1 protein-coding gene is annotated in these 3799 nt (G+C 30.4%); it reads left to right on the forward strand.

From position 1 onward, the window contains the following. The coding region (locus ACRDBA_RS06410; RefSeq protein WP_438572102.1) for a S8 family serine peptidase at positions 1-3620 on the forward strand (3620 nt) is incomplete at its 5' end. Between the last annotated feature and the right edge of the window lie 179 nt (positions 3621-3799).

A 3799-nucleotide genomic window follows, 5' to 3' on the forward strand; every position in this document is an offset into this window, starting at 1 on the left:
ATGATATAGGTGTAGATAAATTACATAAAGAAGGTATAACAGGAAAAGGAATAAAGGTAGGTGTAATAGATACAGGTATAGACTATAATCATCCAGATTTAAAGGATAATTATAAAGGTGGATGGGACTGTATAGACGAAGATGACGATCCAATGGAAACTACATATGAAGATTGGAAAAATAGTGGTATGCCTGAATTTGAAGAAGATGGAAGTTTGTATTATACATCTCATGGTACTCATGTATCAGGAACAATTGCAGGAACTCAAAAAAATAGTGAAAGTGAATTTTCCATAAAGGGAGTTGCACCAGATGCAGACTTATATGCATATAGAGTTTTGGGTGAATATGGAAGTGGATATACCTCTGATATAATTCAAGCAATAGAAATGGCTACAGAAGAAGGATTAGATGTTATAAACTTATCACTTGGTTCAAGTTGGGCTGATGTAAATGACCCATTAAGTATTGCTTGCAATAATGCTATGCTTTCAGGGATTGTTACTGTAATAGCAAATGGAAACTCAGGTCCAGATATATCAACAGTAGGAACACCAGCAGTAAGTGCATTATCTATAAGTGTTGGTGCTAGTTCAACATCTATATCAATTCCAGTGTTTGATATAGTAGGGGATGGAGTAAATATAAATGGAAATACATTATCTAGAAATTTTAAAGAAAGTATATCTAATATAGAAAATAAAGAACTTGAAATAGTAGACTGTGGATTAGGAAAGTCTATTGACTTTGAAGGTAAAGATTTAAAAGGAAAAGTAGCATTAATAAAAAGAGGAGAATTAACTTTTGATGAAAAATTGAAAAATGCATCTAAAGCAGGCGCTACTTTAGCATTAGTGTATAATACAGATGACGCTGAAATACCTTACTACTTAGGTGAAAGTAGTGAATATTCAAATAGTTTAGCTATTACTAAGAGTGAAGGTGAAGCTATAAAATCTAAATTAAATTCACAAGAAAAAGTAACTTTAAAGTTTCATCAAAATGGAGAAACTACAACAGAAAAAGATGTATTAGCAGATTTCAGCTCAAGAGGGCCAGTTGCAAGTAGTAAAGAAATAAAACCAGATGTAACAGCACCAGGGGTATCAATAATATCGACTTATCCAGAATATATGAATAATAAAGAAGAAGGGTATGATTATTCAGCAGCTTATGGAAGAATAAGCGGAACAAGCATGGCATCACCTCATGTGGCAGGACTTGCGGCATTAGTGCTTGCTCAAAATGAAGATTTAAATCCGTTTGATGTAAAGGTAGCACTAATGAATACATCAGATGATTTAGCTAGAGATTATGGAGTAAATGAAGTAGGAGCAGGTCGGATAGATGCTTATCAAGCAGTAAAATCAGGAGCGTATATAAAACATAATTCTAAAACAGTTGTAAATGATCAAACTTTAACACATAATACAGGCTCAATCTCTTTTGGTAGAGTATCCCTTCAAGATGGTTCCCAAAAACTTACAGAAGAATTAATAGTAGAAAATAACACGAACAAAACAACTACGTTTGATGTATCTGTTGAATATGTATCACCAGATGCTAGCCATGCTGGAAAGGATGCAGTTGAAAATGGTGTTAAATTAGATATAAAAGAAAGCGCAGTAGTTAGTAAAAATAAAAAAACAACGTTAAAAGCCAATATGATAGTTCCAAAGAATGCTGAAGCAGGATTATATCAAGGATATATAAACTTACAAGATACTAGAAATAAAGAACAAAAGTATCAAATACCATTTAGTGTGTATGTATCAACTCCAGGTGTAGAAGATATTAAAATAGACAGAAAAAGTATATCAAATGATAATTCAAATATAATATTCTCAGAAGGTGTAGCAGGATTACATGCAGCAGTCAAATTAACTGGTAATATGAGTATGATGCATATAATAATAAAGGATAGTAAAACAGGTGAAATAATCGGTACGCCTGGAAGTATGGATATAAGTGAATTTAATCCAGAGTATACAATGTTTCTACAATTTATACTAAATAGTGCGACTACCATTTTCCCATATGAAGATGGAGAATTTAAAAAATATAGACAAAATCTTAAAGAAGGAATGTATGATATAGAATTTATAGTAGAAGATAATAATGGTAAATACTACAAGGATAGTGATACATTTATTATTGATAATACTCCAGTAAAAAATATAATGACATTAAATGGAAAAGAAATAATGAATAGATCACAGGTAATAGAGATAAGTAAAGATATGTATACCGATGATACGAATGATTATACAGGTGCAATTGAAAATGGTGCATGGATTAAAGGGACTTTATATGATTCATCAATTGATATGTTAAAGAATGCAAATACAGGATATTTTGAATGGTATAATAGAGAAGTTAGTCAAGGAGAGAATGTACCATTTTACTATGTAAATGATGATTTATGGAATATGACGCAATTTAAAATAGATGAAAATGGAAACTATAAATTTGGTGTAAATGATGCAGACTTTGAATACGATGGTAAAGTAAAAGTATCTCTTAGAAATTATGATATGGCTCATGCATCAGACCATAGGATGAGAATAGATAGACACTTATTGTTTGTAGAAGAAGGAAGAACATATATAGACTCATATTTTAACAAAGAAACTATAAATAAGGGCGAAGATAACACTTATAACTTAAAACTAAATAATGCGAATGACCTTAGAAGTGGAACAATAAGCTTTTTTGTACAAAATCAATTTAAAGTAAAAGGAATAGAAATGAGTGATAAGTTAAAAGGAGACTATAAGGTTAGTTATGATATAAAAGAGGGGACAGATGAATGGGGATTGCCTGTACAATGTGTGGATATAAATATAGAGCCAAAAGACTCTAACTCTCCTAAACTAAAAGGAGATATGGACTTGATTAAGATGAATTTTGAACTTAAAGATGATAGTGCATCAGTTATAAGTGGAGAAAATATAAAATTTAATACTGTTCAGTTTAAAGATATTCAAGGGAAAGAGCATAACCCATATTATCAAAATACAGAATTATTTGTAAATACTAATAGTAGTATAAAAGGTCATCTTAAAGCAGAAGGTTTAGTCGATCAAGGTCCATTAACTCCAGAGAATATAAAAGCAAATATAAATATAACTGACTCAAAAGGGAATTCATATGATGCAAACTTTATACCAGGGAAATATTACAGTGGATATCTACCTTTTGATGTAGTAAATATACCAATAACAGAGGAATATATAGATGTAAATATAGATATGCCAGGTCATTTTCCAACTAAATCAAAGGCATACACTAGCAAAAAACTTGGAGAAGAACGATACTCAAAAAATACAGTATTAGATGAACAATTTAATGAAAGGCTAGTAGCAGGAGATGTTAATAGTGATGATGTTATAGATATAGAGGATGCTAAATTGATAGAAAATTTATATGGTCAAGAATATATTAATACAAAAGAAGTAGAAGCTGATATAAACCAAGATGGTGTTGTAGACGCGAAAGATATGGCTTATGTTGAAAAAAACTTTGGTAAAGTAAATCCCCAATCAAGTAAAAATATAAAGGCTCACGGAACAAAAACTATGTTACAAAGTGTAATATCAAAACTTAATTATAAAAGATAATAAATAAAAATAATGAGTAATCTTAAGTTTTAAGACTACTCATTATTTTTATTTATATATAATAGTAAAAAATAACCATATAAGTGTAAGAAAAATACATACTAAAGCAGTATGAAAGTAGTACACTGTAGTTAAGAGGGTAAAAAAGTTGGGGGGATGATTTATGAAAAGAAGAGCTC

The sequence above is a fragment of the Clostridium sp. genome (assembly GCF_051654825.1).
GTDB lineage: Bacteria > Bacillota > Clostridia > Clostridiales > Clostridiaceae > Clostridium.